The sequence below is a fragment of the Mesorhizobium sp. YC-39 genome (assembly GCF_025753795.1).
Lineage (GTDB): Bacteria > Pseudomonadota > Alphaproteobacteria > Rhizobiales > Rhizobiaceae > Mesorhizobium.
On the sequence record NZ_JAOWPS010000001.1, the window covers coordinates 1,131,174 to 1,147,300 of the forward strand.

Here is a 16,127-nt window from a genome sequence, read left to right on the forward strand (position 1 = left end):
TGGGAGCGCTGGCAGGAGGAAGATTGCAAATGCATTCGGCACAAGTGTTGAAGGGAAAGGTCGAGCACTTCACCAGCGACCCCTCCCGGCCGCTTCGCGGCCACCCTCCCCTCAAGGGGGAGGGGAACGCATGACCAGCCCCGCCGAAATCCTTGGCCTGCCAAAACCCGCCTGGGCGGCGGATGAAGTTGGTATGCTCTACGACATGGCGTCCCGCTTCATGTCGGAAGAGATCGCGCCGCGCTACGACGAGTTCGAGAAGAACGAGATGGTCGACCGCGAGAGCTGGCTGAAGGCGGGTGCCGCCGGTCTGCTCTGCGCCTCGATGCCGGAGCAATATGGCGGCTCCGGCGGCACTTTCGCGCATGAGAGCGCCATCATCGAGGCCATCGGCCATGTCGGCGTCGACGGCTTCGGCATCGGGCTGCACAATTCGATCGTCGCACCTTACATCCTCCATTACGGCTCGGAGGAGCAGAAGAAGAAGTGGCTGCCGAAGCTCGCCACCGGCGAGCTGATCGGCGCCATTGCCATGACCGAACCGGGCGCCGGCTCCGACCTTCAGGGCGTCAAGACGCGCGCCGAGAAGGACGGCAACCAGTACAAGATCAATGGCTCCAAGACCTTCATCACCAATGGCCAGCTCGCCAATTTCATCATCGTCGTCACCAAGACCGATCCGGAGAAGGGCGCCAAGGGCACCTCGCTGATCGTCGTCGAGACCGACGAGGTGGACGGCTTCGAGCGCGGCCGCAACCTCGACAAGATCGGGCTCAAGGCCAACGACACGTCGGAACTGTTCTTCAACGATATGCGCGTGCCGACCTCGAACCTGCTCGGCCACGAGGAAGGCCAGGGCTTCGTCCAGCTGATGCAGCAATTGCCGCAGGAGCGGTTGCAGATCGGCACCGGGGCGATTGCCATGATCGAGCGGGCGCTGGCGCTGACCATCGACTACGTCAAGGAGCGCAAGGCCTTTGGCAAGGCGATCATCGATTTCCAGAACACCCAGTTCAAGCTCGCCGAACTGAAGACCGAAGCGACCATCGGCCGCGTCTTCTACAATGACTGCGTCGCCCGCCACATCAATGGCGGCCTCGACCCGGTGACAGCCTCGATGGCCAAATACTGGCTGTCCGACCTGCAGGGAAAAGTCGTCGACGAATGCCTTCAATTGCATGGCGGCTATGGCTACATGAATGAATATCCGATCGCCCGCATGTTCCGCGACGCCCGCGTCCAGCGCATCTACGGCGGCACCAACGAGATCATGAAATTGCTGATCGGGCGCTCTCTCTGAGCGACTTCTCAGCAAACCCAAGGAGCAAGAAAAATGGCCGAAGCTTATGTCTATGATGCCGTGCGCACACCGCGCGGCCGAGGCAAGAAGGATGGCTCGCTGCATGAAGTGCCGGCGGTGCGGCTCGGCGCCAAGGTGCTCGAGGCGATCCGCGACCGCAACGGGCTCGACACCGGCGCCGTCGATGACATCATCTTCGGCTGCGTCGACCCGGTCGGCGAGGCGGGTGCCGTCATTCCGCGCGCCGCCGCCTTCGAGGCCGGCTACGACACCAAGGCGCCCGGCATGCAAATCTCGCGCTTCTGCGCCTCGGGCCTCGACGCCATCAATTTCGGCGCCGCCAAGATCGCGCAGGGGTCCGACGAGATCGTCATTGCCGGTGGCGTCGAATCGATGTCGCGCGTCGGCATGGGTGCCTCGGGCGGCGCCTGGTTCATGGACCCCTCGGTCGGCTTCCCTGGCTGGTTCGTGCCGCAAGGCATCTCGGCCGACCTGATCGCCACCAAATACGGCTTTTCGCGCGACGACGTCGACGCCTATGCCGTCGAGAGCCAGAAGCGCGCCGCCATGGCCTGGGGCGAGGGCCGCTTCAAGAATTCGGTCATCTCCGTCAAGGACCAGAACGGCCTGACCATCCTCGACCATGACGAGCATATGCGGCCCTCGACCGACATGCAGTCGCTGGCGGCGCTCAATCCGTCCTTCGTCATGCCCGGCGAAATGGGTGGCTTCGATGCCGTCGCGGTGCAGAAGCATCCAGAGGTGGAGGAGGTCAACCACGTCCACCACGCCGGCAATTCGTCGGGCATCGTCGATGGCGCGGCCGCCGTGCTGCTCGGTTCGAAGAAGGCAGGCAAGACGCTCGGCCTGAAGCCGCGCGCGCGCATCCGCGCCTTCGCCAATATCGGCTCGGAACCGGTGCTGATGCTGACCGGCCCGGTCGATGTCACCGAGAAGCTGCTGAAGCGTGCCAGGATGAAGCTGTCCGACATCGACCTGTTCGAACTCAATGAGGCTTTCGCTTCAGTGGTGCTGCGCTACATGCAGGCTTTCGACATTCCGCACGACAAGATCAACGTCAATGGCGGGGCGATTGCCATGGGCCATCCGCTCGGCGCCACTGGCGCCATGATCTTCGGCACGGTGCTCGACGAATTGGAGCGCCGCGACCTGAATACTGCCTTGGTGACGCTCTGCATCGGCGCCGGCATGGGTACCGCCACGATCATCGAACGCGTCTGACCGGGAGAAAGACGATGAGCTACACCAATTTCACCTTCGACATCGACGCTGATGGCATCGCGCTGGTCACCTGGAACATGCCCGGCCGTTCCATGAACGTCTTCACCGAAGAGGCGATGCTGGAACTGAATGCCATTGTCGACAAGGTGGCGGGCGACGCCGCCATCAAGGGCGCGGTGATCACCTCCGGCAAGGACACTTTCTCCGGCGGCGCCGACATCACCTTGCTGCAGAGGATGCTGGCGACCTTCGCTGCCGAAAAAAACAAGGACGCCGAAAAGGCGACCAAAGCGCTGTTCGACAATGCCGGCAAAATGACCGGGCTGTTCCGCAAGCTGGAAACTTGCGGAAAGCCCTGGGTGTCGGCGATCAACGGCACCTGCATGGGCGGCGCGTTCGAATTGTCGCTCGCTTGCCACGGCCGTGTCGCGGCCGATTCCGACAAGGTCAGGATGGCGCTTCCTGAAGTGAAGATCGGCATCTTCCCCGGTGCTGGCGGCACCCAGCGGGTGCCGCGGCTGACCGACCAGCAGCAGGCGCTGCAGATGCTGACCTCCGGCCAGACGCTGTCGCCGCAGAAGGCCAAGTCTATGGGCCTGATCCACGAGATTGCCGAGCCGACGAAGCTGGTCGAGGCCGCCAAGGCGATGATCAGGAACGGTCTGAAAGCCGTCCAGCCATGGGACGAGAAGGGCTTCAAGCTTCCCGGCGGCCCGATCTACTCGGTGGCCGGCGCCAATCTGTGGCCGCCGGCTATCGCCATCCTGCGTCGCGAGACCTATGGCAACTATCCGGCAGCCGCCGCGATCCTGAAATGCGTCTATGAAGGCCTGCTGGTGCCGTTCGACACCGGCCTGCGCATCGAGCAGCGCTATTTCACCGAAATCATGCAGACCAGGGAAGCGGCGGCTATGATCCGCTCGCTGTTCGTCTCGCTGCAGGAACTGAACAAGGGCGCGCGCCGCCCGGCCGGCGTGCCGGAAACGAAGTTCCGGAAGATCGGCATTCTCGGTGCCGGCTTCATGGGCGCCGGCATCGCCTATGTCACGGCCAAGGCCGGCATACCGGTGGTTCTGCTCGACCGCGACATGGAGTCCGCCGCCAAGGGTAAGGCGCATTCGGATAGTCTGGTCTCGGATCAGGTCAGGAAAGGCCGCGCCAAACCCGAAGAGAAAGACAAGCTGCTGTCGCTGATCACGCCGACGGCCGACTACGCCGATCTCGCCGGCTGCGACCTTGTCGTCGAGGCGGTCTTCGAGGATTCCGCCGTCAAGAAGGCAGCCACCGAACAGGCGGAAGCCGTGCTGAAGCCGTCGGCGATCTTCGCCTCGAACACCTCCACCATCCCGATCACCGCGCTGGCCAAGAATTCGGCGCGGGCGAAGAATTTCATCGGCATTCATTTCTTCTCGCCGGTTGACAAGATGATGCTGGTCGAGATCATCCTCGGCAAGAAGACCGGCGAGAAGGCGCTGGCCACCGCGATCGACTTCGTGCGCGCCATCAAGAAGACGCCGATCGTCGTCAACGACACGCGTGGCTTCTACGTCAATCGCTGCGTGCTGCGCTACATGTCGGAAGCCTACAAGATGCTGATCGAGGGCGTGCCGGCGCCGATGATCGAGAACGCGGCAAAGGCCGCCGGCATGCCGGTTGGACCGCTGGCGCTCACCGACGAAACGGCGATCGACCTTGCGCAGAAGATCATGAAGCAGACCATCAGGGATCTCGGCGAAAAGGCGGTCGACCCGAAGCAGATGGCGCTGATCAACACGCTGGTCGACACGCATGGCCGCTTTGGCCGCAAGAACGGCAAGGGTTTTTACGACTATCCGGCGAAACCGGCCAAGAAGAAGCTTTGGCCGGGCTTGAAAGACCTCTATCCGCAGCTTGCGCCGGAAAAGGTCGACTATGAGGAGCTGAAGCAGCGGCTGCTGGTCACCATCGCGCTGGAAGCGGCGCGGGTGATGGAGGAGGGCATCGTTACCGATCCGCGCGAGGCCGATGTCGGTTCGATACTCGCCTTCGGCTTCGCGCCTTTTACCGGCGGTGTTCTGTCCTATATCGACGGCATCGGCGCCAAGAAATTCGTCAAGATCGCCAAGGGCCTACAGAAGAAATACGGCGCCGAGTTCAAGACGCCGAAGCTCCTGCTCGACATGGCCGAGAAGGACGAGACCTTCTACCAGCGCTTCGATCCCTACCAGAAGGGTGAGGTGAAGAAAGCGGCCTGACGCTGTCTGGCGACGTCTTTCGCGTGCGCATGAAAGCCACGGCGCCTTGCCGTGGTGGGGGATCCGGCTAGCTTTTGGGGACGACACCAGGAGCGTGTTGAGAGACACGCGGTCTAACCCGGGAGACAAGCGATGAACCTCGCCATCCGCACCCTGAAGTCGGCCATTGTCGGCCTGCTCGTGCTCGCTGTCATCATCTTCGTGCCGGCAGGAACGCTGGCCTACTGGCAGGGCTGGGCTTTCCTCGTCGTCTTCACGCTCTCGACCAACCTTATCGGCGTCTATCTCGCGCTCAGGGACCCGGCGCTGCTGGAACGGCGCATCAAGGCCGGGCCTGGCGCGGAGAACCGGCCGGTGCAGAAGGGGCTTATAACGCTCGCCTTCGCCGGCGCTATCGCACTGGTGATCGTCTCCGTGTTCGATTATCGCTTTGGCTGGTCGTATGTCCCGGCCTGGGTTTCGGTGTTCGGCAACCTTCTCGTGGCGCTCGGCCTTATGATCGATCTCGTGGTCTTCCGTGAGAACAGCTACGGCTCTTCCACGATTGAGAAGATGGAAGGCCAGACCGTCATCTCCACCGGCCCCTACGCACTGGTGCGGCATCCCATGTATGTCGGCGTGCTGATCCTTGTCGTCGGCGTGCCGCTGGCACTGGGCTCTTATTGGGGGCTGCTCTTCATGCTGCTCAACGTGCCGATCCTCGTGCTGCGCATCCTGGACGAAGAAAAGATGCTGAGATCGGAGCTCGGCGGTTATACCGACTATACGCGAAGGGTGCGCTACCGGCTCGTGCCCGGCTTATGGTGACCGCAGTCCGCACCGTCCTACCGGCGATTGAACAGCTTGGTGACACATGCCCCTGTCCGGACTGCCGGTGGACAAACCGGCGATCGAAGACTAGAAAGGGAAGGTATTTTTTCCTGTTGCGGAGCACCGGACCGAAAGTGTGCAGCGGTTTTCGGATGCATCCGGTGTTCAAACTAAGAGGCAGAGCAAAAAGTGCTCTCGCATGATCGGGTATGGGCCGCCATCGACGCTCTGGCCGAGCGCTATTCGCTCTCGGCCTCGGGACTGGCGAAGCGCGCGGGTCTTGATTCGACCGCCTTCAACAAGTCGAAGCGGCTGTCCTCGGATGGGCGCCCGCGCTGGCCCTCGACCGAATCGCTGGCCAAGATCATCGAGGCGACCGGCGCCTCGCTCGACGAATTCATCGGGCTGGTCGAAGGCCGTGGCAAACCCAATCCCGAATTCCTGCCCGCTCAGAGGTCTTCGGTGCCGCTGCTCGGTTTCGCCCAGGCCGGCGCCGGCGGCTTCTTCGACGATGCCGGCTTTCCGGCGGGGCAGGGCTGGGACCTGGTCGAGCTGCCGGCGCGGGCGACGGAAACCTCCTATGCGCTGCAGGTCCAGGGCGATTCCATGCTGCCACTCTACCGCAACGGCGATGTGCTGATCGTCGAGCCGGGCGCCGCCACCCGCAAGGGCGACCGCGTCGTCGTCAAGACCAATGCCGGCGAGGTCATGGCCAAGGTGCTCGACCGCCAGACGGCGAAGTCGATCGTGCTGGTCTCGCTCAATCCCGACCATCCGGACCGCGATATCCCCATGCGGGATGTTGAATGGGTGGCGCGGATTGTCTGGGCAAGCCAGTAGAGGCCCGCCGATGCGCCCGCTTCAAGCTGCCATCGCGATGTTGGTTGTCCTGGCGATGGGGACAGCGATCGTCGCCGGCGGCCGCGTCATTCGTCACGACGAAGACGCCAGCGCCGGCGACCAGGCGCAGGCTGATCTCGAAGCCCGATCCGACGCGCCTGCCGCCGCTGCAACTCCGAAATACCAGACGGCAAAGCCGGAGGCGCATTCCCGGGCCGTCGATCCCGAGATCGTCGCACAGCCGCAGCTTCAAGCCGAGGAACTCGAGCGGGTAGAGCCGCGCGCGCCGCTGAGTGAGCTGGCGCTGGCCGGCCCGCCCAAGCCGCCCAAGACGAAAATGCCCGACGACTGGAACGGAACAAAACTGTTCCAGCCGGTCGCGCCGGCTGCCGGCGTGATCGAGGCCAAGGGCTATTCGGTCGCGGTTTCCGGCATCGACGTCGTCAAGCAGGACGAAACCTGCACCGATGGTGGCAAGTCCTGGGCCTGCGGTATCCGGGCGCGCACCGCGTTCCGCGCCTTTCTGCGCGGCCGGGCGGTGGTCTGCACGGTGCCGCCTGAGGGTGGTCGCGACCTGATCGCCGCCGAATGCCGGGTCGGCAAGCAGGACATCGGCCAGTGGCTGATCGAAAACGGCTGGGCGCGCGCCGCCAAAGGCAGCCCTTACGTCGAGGCCGGCGAGAAGGCACGCACGGCGAGGAAGGGCATTTTCGGGCCGGCGCCAAAGCTCTCCGGCCTGGCGCCGGCGCCGGCTCCCGTTGCGGTCGCACCGGCAGACACGCAGCCGATACTCGATCCGTCGGCGACGACGGCTACGCCGCCAGTTGACCAGCCAGGGCCTTCTGAATAAGCGCCCGGGTCTCCTCGATGCCATAGAGCGCGACGAAGGAGCCGAAGCGCGGGCCGCGCTCCTGGCCGATCAGCACCTGGTAGATCATCTGGAAGAAGGCGCCGGAGACGCCAGGTCCGCCTTCCGGGCTCTGCTTCGAATGGTCCTGGTAGCGCTCGATCCTGCGCGCGACGTTGAGCGCCGCATTCTGGATCGCTTCGCCGGTAGCCCCGGCCGGAAGCGAGGCAAGCGCTTGCGACAGCCCCGCCAGGGCCTCGCTCTCGACATTGTCGGCCGCGCGAAAGGTTTTCGTCGGCTTCACGAAATCGTCGAAATAGCGGATCGCATAGCCCGTCAGCCTGTCGAGCTCGGGATGCGTCTCAGGCGTTACGCCAGGTACATGGCGCGAGATGAAGCCCCACAGCACATCCTTGTTCTGGGCGTTGGAGGCACTGACGAGATTGAGCAGCAGCGAGAAGGGCACCGGCAGGTCAATTGCCGGCGGGTTGCCGTCATGCATGTGCCAGACCGGATTGCCCAACCGCTCTTTCCAATCCTGCCTGGGATAGGCGGCGAGGAAGGTGTAATATTCGTCCACCGCCCTTGGGATGACGTCGAAATAGAGCTTCTTGGCCTGGCGCGGCCGCTGGTACATATAGAGGCCGAGGCTTTCGGTCGGCGCATAGGTCAGCCATTCGTCGATGGTCAGGCCATTGCCCTTCGACTTCGAGATCTTCTGGCCGTTCTCGTCGAGGAACAGCTCATAGACGAAATGCTCCGGCGCCCGCCCGCCCAGAATGTTGCAGATCCGGTCGTAGATCACCGCATTGGTCTGGTGGTCCTTGCCGAACATTTCGAAATCGACGCCGAGCGCCGCCCAGCGCATGCCGAAATCCGGCTTCCACTGCAGCTTCACCTTGCCACCAATCACCGGCAGCGTGGTTTCTGTGCCATCGTCGTCGAAGGTGATGGTACCGGCCTTGGCGTCGACATGCTTCATCGGGACATAGAGCACGCGGCCGCTCTTCGGTGAAATCGGCAGGAACGGGCTGTAGGTCGCCTGCCGCTCCGGCCCAAGCGTCGGCAGCATCACCGCCATGATCTGGTCGTAGCGTTCGGCGGCGCGCAGCAGGACCGCGTCGAAGCGGCCGGCCTTGTAATATTCGGTTGCGCTGGCGAATTCGTAGTCGAAGCCGAACGTGTCGAGGAAGCGGCAAAGCATCGCGTTGTTGTGGTCAGCGAAGCTCGCATAGTCGCCGCCAAACGGATTGGGGACCGACGACAGCGGCTTGTGCAGATGCGGCTCGAGCGCGGCGCGATCCGGGACATTATCGGGGATCTTGCGCATGCCGTCCATGTCGTCGGAGAAGCACAAGAGCTTGGTCTTGACCGTGTCCTTGGTCAGCACGCGGAAGGCATGGCGCACCATCGAAGTGCGCGCGACCTCGCCGAAGGTGCCGATATGCGGCAAGCCCGACGGGCCGTAGCCGGTTTCGAACAGCACGGACTCGGGAAAGTCGGCGCCCTTGTAGCGCTCGACGATCTTTTTGGCCTCCTCGAAAGGCCACGCCTTGCTTTCGGCCGCTGCCGCAAGCACCTCGGGATTGAGATCGATGATGTTTGATCCCGCCATGTCACTGTTCCAGGTCGTTCATCCGGCAAAGCCGCAAGATTTTTCAACCGGTCTCTAGGCGTGCCTGTCTTGGGCGTCAACTCTTGGGCGTCAACGATCGCTCGCTCTTTTTCCTTGCGGCGCCGATACTGCGTTCCTACGTTCGAAACCCGTTCAAGGAGTAAAAAATGCCGTTGCCAACGCCGCATGAAGCCCTGATCTACCTGATGGTCATCACCTCGGCTTCCGACCGCGACATGACCGATGTCGAACTGGCACGGATCGGCGACGTCGTACGCTCATGGCCGGTGTTCGAGGATTTCAACCATGATCGGCTGGTCGAGGTCGCTCAGGCCTGCCAGAAGATGCTGCATGAAAAGGATGGTCTGGAAGGCGTTTTGGCCAATGTCGCCGAGGTCTTGCCCGAACGGCTGCACGACACGGCCTACGCCGTCGCCTTCGAAGTGGCGGCCGTCGACCTCGAAATGCGGCTGGAGGAGGTGCGCGTGCTGCAGCTCATCCGCCGCCAGCTCGATCTCGATACGCTGACTGTCGCAGCCATCGGTCGCGCAGCCAAGGCCCGGCTCCGCACGCTGACCTAATGCATGTCGCCCAAAAGTGCGCAGCGGTTTTGGGACAACGACATGCGTAGAAACAAAAACGGGATCAGAAAAAACTGACCGGGAAATAGCGCAGATAGAATTCGGCAAATGTGCCTTTCACCGAAATCTCCTGCAGCGCGTAGTCGAATGCCGCGGCCAGTGCCGGATCATCGGCCCTGGTGGCGATGGCCATGCCTGAGCCCAGATATTCCGGCGCCAGATAGGGGCCGCCGGCAAAGCGGCAGCAGCCCGCGGCATCAGGGCCGCCCAGCCAGAAGGAAAAACGCATGCCGTCACCGAAGGCGGCGTCGATCTTGCCGGCCTTGAGGTCGGCATAGAGGTCTTCCGGCCGCTCGAACGGGACGACCTGGACGGCGCCGAAATAGTCGCGCAGCATCCGCTCGTGCCCGGAGCCGGCGAGCACGCCGACGCGCTTGCCGCGCAATTTGTCGAAAATCGGCTCCGTGAGCGCTTTCGTCTTCGGCATGATGAAGCGTGCCGGAAACTGCAAATAGGAGCGCGAGAAGGCATATTTCGACCGCGACTGAGGCGTGGCGGCGATGCCGGCGATGATCGCTTCGCCTTCGCCCTTCTTCAGCGCGCCTTCCAACTCGGCCCAGGGCAGCGCCTGGATCTGACATTTGTCGGCGATGCCGAGTTCGGCGCAGATCGCCCGCGCCAGATCGACATGGAAGCCGGACAACCGGCCGGCGCCGTCGAGGAAGTTGAAAGGCGGGAAATCGGTGGTTGTCAGGAAACGCAACCGGGGCAATTTGGAAAGATCCGGCTTCGGCAGCCGCTCCTTGGCATCCCAGAAGACCGGCACTTGTGGCTCCGCGGCGCGTGCGGTCAGCGACTGCGCTCCCGTCAATACCAGCATCAAAACGATGGAAATCCACCGAATTGCCACGCCCAAGCTCCGCTTTGTTCCGATCTAAATTGGCTTTTCGTACGAAAACGGCGCAGGCACAACGGTTTTTGATTTCATCAAGCTGATTTAGGGATATGATTAGTGAGCTTGCAAATGATTGCATCGCTTCGGCTGGGGTGGCCGCGGGCAATGCAGGCAACAAATTTGCATCCGGGGTCGATGGCAAGGTGTAGTCAAGCACCGGACTATCGGTCTCAATGTGGAAGGCAACATGGGGTAGATGTTGCGATGGGCCATTTCGATCGCACACTGGAATTCATCGATGATCTGCAGCACGCCAACACGGCGGCGGCGGTCTGCGAAAAGCTGCTTGGCATAACCTCTGAGTTCGGCCTGACGGCGCTCATGGCCGGGACGGTTCCGCAGCCAGGCACGCCAAGAGGCCAGCAAAAGGATCATGTGCTGCTTTGCGAGTGGCCGGTGGAATGGCTGGAGCGCTATGTGTCGCGCAACTATGTCGACCATGACCCCGTCGTCAGCCACATGAAGCAGCTTCAGGCGCCGTTCCAATGGCGGGAAGCTGCGCAAGGCATTCGCATCGACAGGAGCAGCGGCGAAGTGATGGGCGACGCTGGCGAATTCAAGCTGCGCGACGGGCTCGCCTTCCCGTTGATCACGCTGGACGGTCAGATTGTCATGGTATCGCTGGGCGGCGAGGCCGTCGAACTGTCAGGAGCCGAGTTCGGGCTGGTGTCGCTGGTGTCGACCTATGCCGTCGGCCGCGCCATGCAACTCCACACGATGGCCAACAAGACCATCGATCACATCGAACTGACGCCGCGCGAGCGCGAATGCATGCAATGGGCCGCTGTCGGCAAGTCCGAGTGGGAGATTTCGCAAATCCTCGGCATCTCGGAACATACCTCCGAGAAACACCTTCTTAACGCCAAGAGCAAACTCGGTGCCGTCAACCGGGTGCAGGCGGTCGCGGAAGCGATAAGGCGCGGCTATATTAGCTAGGTCGGCCGCGCCGGCCTAGAAATTCTTGCCTACGTGATCGCGTAATTTTCTCGGGAAAGCCCGGCCGTATCTTCCTCTTAAAACCAGGAGACGGCGAATGCTTTTTTCCCTAAACACTCAGGAATTGATGGAACGCCCCGACCTTTGGGAGGCGGTCCATCGCTTGCGCTACAAGATCTTTGTCGAGGAGATGGGCTGGACCGATCTGAAGCGCCCCGATGGCCTTGAGATCGACCAGTTCGACCACGACGAAGCGGTACATCAGCTTGTCATCCGCAACGGCGAACTGGCCGGTTATCAGAGGATGTTGCCGACGACGCGGGCGCATCTTCTGACCGATGTGCTGGCAGACCTCTATGAAGGCACGCCTCCCTCGGGGCCGAATGTCTGGGAGCTGACACGCTATGCGGTGGCGCCAGGCTTTCGTGACGGCAAGCGCGGCGTCTCGACGGTCGGCACCGAGCTGATTGCCGGTTTCGTCGAGTGGGGACTGAAGCGCAATGTCAATCAGGTGATCATCGAATTCGAACCGATGTGGGTCCTGCGTGCGTTGCAACTGCACTTTCTGGCCACGCCCCTCGGCTACCAGCGCACTTACGGCAACCAGCAGGTCGTCGCCACGCTGCTTACCTTTAACGACCATACGCTGGACGTGGTGCGGTCGCGCCGCAACCATCACGCGCCGGTGCTGGCCAGGGGATATCCCGACATGCTCGGGATGAGGCGGGCATCGTGATGGAGGCGGTCATGAACGTCCACGCGCAAACGGAATTCCGCAATCATACGCTGATTGTCACAGTGTCGTCGGATGATGGACGGCCGGTGCTGGACAGGCGAGCCTATGAAAGCCTGGCGAGGACTTTCCACGAAGCCGCCGTCGACGATGAGGTACGGGTCGTGGTGCTGCGTGGCCTGGCCGGCTGCTTCTGCCTCGGCGGCGACTTTTCCGAATTCCTCGACGCCACCAAGCATCAGCGGTTGATCGCCGCCGTCACCGACATGTTCCGCACTTTGGCGACGTTTCCGAAGCCGGTCCTTGCCTGTGTCGATGGCGACGCTGTCGGTGTCGGCTGCACCATCCTGTTCCATTGTGACATGGTGATCGCCTCTGATGAAAGCACGTTCCGGGTGCCGTTCGTCGATTTCGGCCTCGTGCCGGACGCGGCGACCAGCATTCTGGCGCCGCAGAAGCTCGGCTATGCCGGCGCTTTCCGCTTCTTCTGCCTGGGCGACACGCTCCGGGCCGAGGATGCCAAGGCGCTCGGCCTGGTCACGGAGATCGTGGCAGGCGGCAGTGTCGAGGAAGCGGCACTTGGCAGAGCCAGGCAACTCGCCAAGAAGCCGGTCGCCGCACTGTTACAGACGCGTGACCTGCTAAGAGGCGACACCGGCGTGCTCTGCGACCGCATCGATCGGGAGATCTCGCTTTTCCAGCAGGCTTTGCAGGACGACATCACGCTGAAGCGGCTGCAGCGGATTGCCCGGTTGGCGGCATAGGAAGTCATTCGGGGGATGGCAAGAATATGGAAGCGTGCCGCGCGTCTTTGGGCGCGCGGCAGTGCTTCAGGCTTGTTTCCCCAGAAATGACGGCCCTTCGCCGATGATCTTCTTGTCTTCCTTGCCGATGGCGCCGAAGTCGCGGCCCTCATAGGGTAGTGACAGCAGGATGCGCCGGATCACGGCCAGCCGCGCGCGCCGCTTGTCGTTGGCCCGCACGACGATCCAGGGCGCGAACTCCTTGTGCGTACGTTCGACCATCAGATCGCGCGCCTTGGTGTAGTCGTCCCATTTCGTGATGCCGGCGACATCGATCGGCGAGAATTTCCAGTTCTTCAAAGGGCTCCAGCGGCGATCGTGGAACCGTTCGAGCTGCGTCTCTTGGCCGATGTTCAGCCAGAATTTGAAGAAATGGATGCCCTCGTTGCAGATCATCCGTTCGAAATGCGGAACCTCGTCCAGAAATTTCTGGTGCTGTTCCGGCGTGCAGAAGCCCATGACCGGCTCGACGCCGGCGCGATTGTACCAGGAACGGTCGAAGGTGACGAACTCGCCGGATGTCGGAAAATGCGCGACATAGCGCTGGAAATACCACTGTCCTGTCTCGGTCGGGGTCGGCTTGGTCAGCGCCACGTTGCGCGCGGTGCGCGGGTTCAGATATTGGCGCAGCACGAAGATCGTGCCGCCCTTGCCTGCGGCGTCGCGTCCCTCGAACAGCGACATCACCCGCTTGCCCGTCGATTGCAGCCATGCCTGCGCCTTGACCAACTCGATCTGCAACCGCTCGAGCGTCTCGTCATAATCCTCGCTCTTCATTTTCTTGTCGTAGGGATAGCCGCCGGCTGTCAGCTTGCTGTCCTCGACCCAGTCGGGAAGCTCCGGATTCTCGATGTCGAACTCCCGTTCCTTGCCGTCGATCCTGATCGTCAGCGGACCGGACGCTGATGTTGCGGGACTTTCCTTGGGTTTTTTCATCGAAACGAACCTTTCCAGCTTCCGGACTCATGCTATTGGGGGCTTCGATAGCGGTCCAGCGGGAAGTTTTCCGGCCGGCCGATCGACAGGATGCCAGGGCACGAGGTGCACGCGTATGGCTGACAATGGCTGAGATGGGCGCGGAGCAGCAAGGCGTGGCGCAAACCGTCGCTATCCGGCTGTGGAACAGCCGCTGGCTGCTTGCTGCCGGCATCGTCGCGGTTCTGTCGGTCTATTGGTTCGCAGGCATGTCCGGCTATGTGGTGCTGCTGGCTTGTGCGGTACTGCTTGCCGCCGCGATGCTGCAAACCGACGTCGCGCGTCAGTCCGCCGAGAGCGCCGGGGCGATCGAGGCCAGCGGCCTGCAGCGGCTGTCGGGCGAATATCTGGCGGCCGCCGTTGCCGATCCGCTGATCATTTTCGATCGGACAGCGGTGATCGTCCATGCCAACGCTGCTGCCTTTGCCGCCTTTGGCGGCATTGCGCCGGGCCTTTCGCTGTCGCTCAAATTCCGCGCGCCCGAAATGCAGGCTCTGCTGGACAGCATCCTGTCGGGAAATGTCGCTTCGGATGTCGTCGACTATACCGAAAAGCTGCCGGTCGAACGGGCCTACCGGGTGAGCGCCTCTTCGGTCGGTCACGGCACCCATCTATATGTGCTGGTATTCAAGGACCAGAGCGAGGCGCGCCGGATCGACCGGATGCGCGCCGATTTCATCGCCAATGCCAGTCACGAACTGCGCACCCCGCTGGCTTCGATATCAGGCTTCATCGAGACGCTGCGCGGGCCGGCCCGCAACGATCCGGCGGCGCGCGAACAGTTCCTGCAGATAATGCAGAACCAGACCGGCCGCATGGCGCGGCTGATCGACGATCTCTTGTCGCTATCGCGGCTGGAGATGAAGCCCTATCTGAAGCCGGGAACCGAGGTCGATCTTCGCCAGATCCTGGACAGCGTCATCGATTCGCTTGGGCCGCTTGCCAGGGAAAACGGCGTCACCATCGAGCGGGATTTCGCCGAAGGACCGCTCGATGTGCCGGGGGATCGGGACGAACTCTTCCAGGTTTTCGAAAACCTGCTGGAAAACGCCTGCAAATACGGACAGTCGGGCGGACGCGTCGTGGTGTCGATCGCCCACGGCGATGCCGCTCCCGAACCGGGCATCGACGTCACCATCAGGGATTTCGGTCCCGGCATTGCCGAGGAGCATATCCCGCGCATCACCGAACGCTTCTACCGCGTCGATGTCGAGAACAGCCGGACCCAGAAAGGCACCGGCCTTGGCCTGTCCATCGTTAAGCATATACTGACGCGCCACAACGCTAAACTCTCGATCAGGTCGGAGGTCGGCAAGGGCGCGGCCTTCTCGGTCCATTTGCCGACGCGCTGACGCCGCACTATCTACTGCATAGGCTCGAAAAAGGTGTTGGGGCGTGCTTTGTACGTCCAGCTAAGCGCGTTGCTTAAACAGTCTTTTTCTTTTTTCTGTCATCCCGCTAGCGTATCAGCGGGGATTCGAGGAAACGACTCGAAACCAGAAGACCATGGGAAGGCATTTCATCCATGCAGTCCGTGCACATCGTCAGCGCCTATGACGAGGAATTGAAATACCTGTCGAAGCGCATCGCCGCGATGGGCGGGCATGCCGAGCGCATGGTCGAACAGGCAATCGCCGCCCTGGTCAACGCCGATCCAGGCCTCGCCCAGAAGGTCATCCGTGACGACCTGGTTCTGGACGAGGGACAGCGCGAGATTGACGACAAGGCGATCGTCATCATCGCCAAGCGTCAGCCGATGGCGACGGATTTGCGCGAGATCGTCGGCGCGATCCGCATTTCGGCCGACCTCGAACGGGTCGGCGACCTTGGCAAGAATGTCGCCAAGCGGGTGGTTGCCGTCATCGAAGGGCGCCAGCCGACCAGCCTGTTCCGTGGCCTAGAGGCACTGGCCGACCTGGCATTGACGCAACTCAAGGAAGTGCTCGACGTCTACGCGTCGCGCTCGGTGGAAAAGATCGGCTTCGTGCGTGACCGCGACGACCAGATCGACGCCATGTACACCTCGCTGTTTCGCGAATTGCTGACCTATATGATGGAAGATCCGCGCAACATCACGCCTTGCACGCATCTCCTGTTTTGCGCCAAGAACATTGAGCGGATCGGCGACCACGCCACCAACATCGCCGAGACGATCTATTACATCGTCACCGGTGACCAGATGCCGGCCGACCGGCCAAAGGGCGACAAGACCGACAAGGTCGTTCTTCCCGCAACGCTGCCGGCGAAGTGAACGCC

At 62.3% G+C, this 16,127-nt stretch carries 15 protein-coding genes; 12 read left to right on the forward strand and 3 right to left on the reverse strand.

The window, feature by feature from the left end:
• Positions 1-130 precede the first annotated feature (130 nt).
• The 6 genes from OHD62_RS05365 to OHD62_RS05390 all read left to right on the forward strand — a co-directional run bounded on the left by OHD62_RS05365 (position 131) and on the right by OHD62_RS05390 (position 7,276).
• Positions 131-1,300 (forward strand): acyl-CoA dehydrogenase family protein, encoded by a 1,170-nt coding sequence (locus tag OHD62_RS05365; RefSeq protein ID WP_263781420.1) that lies wholly within the window; start codon positions 131-133, stop codon positions 1,298-1,300.
• Positions 1,301-1,333: 33 nt separating this feature from the next.
• Positions 1,334-2,542: an acetyl-CoA C-acetyltransferase gene (locus OHD62_RS05370; protein ID WP_263781422.1), complete on the forward strand. Its 1,209-nt coding sequence runs from the start codon at positions 1,334-1,336 to the stop codon at positions 2,540-2,542.
• 14 nt (positions 2,543-2,556) lie between these two features.
• The gene (locus tag OHD62_RS05375; RefSeq protein WP_263781423.1) at positions 2,557-4,776 is read left to right on the forward strand and encodes a 3-hydroxyacyl-CoA dehydrogenase NAD-binding domain-containing protein; all 2,220 of its coding nucleotides are present in this window, start codon (positions 2,557-2,559) and stop codon (positions 4,774-4,776) included.
• 132 nt (positions 4,777-4,908) lie between these two features.
• Positions 4,909-5,583, forward strand: a complete 675-nt coding sequence (locus OHD62_RS05380) for a methyltransferase family protein (protein WP_263781425.1) — start codon at positions 4,909-4,911, stop codon at positions 5,581-5,583.
• 192 nt (positions 5,584-5,775) lie between these two features.
• Positions 5,776-6,426 (forward strand): helix-turn-helix transcriptional regulator, encoded by a 651-nt coding sequence (locus OHD62_RS05385; protein WP_263781427.1) that lies wholly within the window; start codon positions 5,776-5,778, stop codon positions 6,424-6,426.
• Between the two features lie 10 nt (positions 6,427-6,436).
• A complete protein-coding gene (locus OHD62_RS05390; protein ID WP_263781429.1) occupies positions 6,437-7,276 on the forward strand; it encodes a thermonuclease family protein in 840 nt (279 codons plus the stop codon).
• Here the strand turns inward: OHD62_RS05390 and OHD62_RS05395 are convergent.
• On the reverse strand, positions 7,239-8,888 hold the full coding sequence (locus tag OHD62_RS05395; RefSeq protein ID WP_263781430.1) for a lysine--tRNA ligase: 1,650 nt from the start codon (positions 8,886-8,888) through the stop codon (positions 7,239-7,241). The genes OHD62_RS05390 and OHD62_RS05395 overlap by 38 nt on opposite strands.
• A gap of 167 nt (positions 8,889-9,055) precedes the next feature.
• Here OHD62_RS05395 and OHD62_RS05400 point away from each other — a divergent pair, with 167 nt between their 5' ends.
• A complete protein-coding gene (locus OHD62_RS05400; RefSeq protein ID WP_263781431.1) occupies positions 9,056-9,469 on the forward strand; it encodes a tellurite resistance TerB family protein in 414 nt (137 codons plus the stop codon).
• A gap of 64 nt (positions 9,470-9,533) precedes the next feature.
• Here the strand turns inward: OHD62_RS05400 and OHD62_RS05405 are convergent, their stop codons facing one another.
• A complete protein-coding gene (locus OHD62_RS05405; RefSeq protein ID WP_412177342.1) occupies positions 9,534-10,379 on the reverse strand; it encodes a transporter substrate-binding domain-containing protein in 846 nt (281 codons plus the stop codon).
• 249 nt (positions 10,380-10,628) lie between these two features.
• On the opposite strand from OHD62_RS05405, the gene OHD62_RS05410 reads away from it, so the two are divergent.
• From OHD62_RS05410 to OHD62_RS05420, 3 genes are all read left to right on the forward strand, one after another.
• A complete protein-coding gene (locus OHD62_RS05410) occupies positions 10,629-11,360 on the forward strand; it encodes a helix-turn-helix transcriptional regulator (RefSeq protein WP_263781432.1) in 732 nt (243 codons plus the stop codon).
• A 97-nt stretch (positions 11,361-11,457) separates the two neighbouring features.
• Positions 11,458-12,096, forward strand: coding sequence for an acyl-homoserine-lactone synthase (locus tag OHD62_RS05415; RefSeq protein ID WP_097572863.1), 639 nt, complete (start codon positions 11,458-11,460; stop codon positions 12,094-12,096).
• Positions 12,097-12,107: 11 nt separating this feature from the next.
• Positions 12,108-12,857, forward strand: coding sequence for an enoyl-CoA hydratase-related protein (locus tag OHD62_RS05420; RefSeq protein ID WP_263781433.1), 750 nt, complete (start codon positions 12,108-12,110; stop codon positions 12,855-12,857).
• Positions 12,858-12,923: 66 nt separating this feature from the next.
• Here the strand turns inward: OHD62_RS05420 and ppk2 are convergent, their stop codons facing one another.
• Positions 12,924-13,832: a polyphosphate kinase 2 gene (gene ppk2, locus OHD62_RS05425; protein ID WP_263781434.1), complete on the reverse strand. Its 909-nt coding sequence runs from the start codon at positions 13,830-13,832 to the stop codon at positions 12,924-12,926.
• Between the two features lie 125 nt (positions 13,833-13,957).
• Between ppk2 and OHD62_RS05430 the strand changes: the two genes are divergently transcribed.
• Complete coding sequence (locus OHD62_RS05430) at positions 13,958-15,223, forward strand: ATP-binding protein (protein ID WP_263781435.1); 1,266 nt, start codon at positions 13,958-13,960, stop codon at positions 15,221-15,223.
• Between the two features lie 173 nt (positions 15,224-15,396).
• Positions 15,397-16,122, forward strand: a complete 726-nt coding sequence (phoU, locus tag OHD62_RS05435) for a phosphate signaling complex protein PhoU (RefSeq protein WP_263781438.1) — start codon at positions 15,397-15,399, stop codon at positions 16,120-16,122.
• The last annotated feature ends 5 nt before the right edge of the window (positions 16,123-16,127 follow it).